Below are 727 nucleotides of genomic sequence, written 5' to 3'. Positions count from 1 at the left end.
AGCCGTTATAAAAGATTTTTTTCACAGCCAAGGTATCTCTTACACCCGCATGCTTGATACGAGTATTGAAGGCGGAGACGTCATTATCGATGATGACATTGTCTATGTCGGAATCAGCCAGCGCACCGACATTTCAGCTATCGGCCAGCTGGAAGAGGCACTTTCTGAATATACGATCGTTCCAGTGAAGCTTCATGAAAAATTTTTGCATTTGGACTGCGTATTTAACATTATATCTGAAAGCGAAGCGTTAATTTATCCACAGGCCATTGAGCCAGATGCAGCCGATATGCTGGCAAAACGTTATGATCTTATTGAGGTGCCCGAGGACGAACAATTTACGCTTGGCACCAACGTCCTTTCAATCGGAAAAAAAACGATCATCAGTCTCCCTGGCAACCGCCATGTCAATCAACAGCTATCGAAAAGAGGCTATCACATTATCGAAATTGACCTGTCAGAAATTATTAAATCAGGCGGCTCCTTCAGGTGCTGCACAATGCCGCTGATTCGAGGCGAATGAAGAATCTTCCCCTTTTTCATGTTTTGAACAGCTTATTTTATCAAGATACGTTAATATAGAGGTGACATCATTTTTAAGGGGGAAATCGCATGACAAAATACATAGGATATGTCGGGACGTATACAAAAGGCGGAAGCGAAGGAATTTATTCATTTGAACTTGATACTGAGAAAAAAGCACTCAGCGAGCCAAAGCTGGCCGCTA

At 42.6% G+C, this 727-nt stretch carries 2 protein-coding genes; both read left to right on the top strand.

What is annotated here, in order from left to right; translation table 11 throughout:
* The coding region (locus tag ACWHAR_RS26845; RefSeq protein WP_452088396.1) for a dimethylarginine dimethylaminohydrolase family protein at positions 1-523 on the top strand (523 nt) is incomplete at its 5' end.
* A gap of 89 nt (positions 524-612) precedes the next feature.
* On the top strand, positions 613-727 hold a 115-nt coding region (locus ACWHAR_RS26840; RefSeq protein ID WP_452088397.1), incomplete at its 3' end, for a beta-propeller fold lactonase family protein.

It is taken from the genome of Bacillus sp. LR--39 (assembly GCF_053613335.1).
The sequence above is the reverse complement of the archived record's forward strand: the minus strand, read 5'-3'. Positions and strand labels throughout refer to the sequence as shown.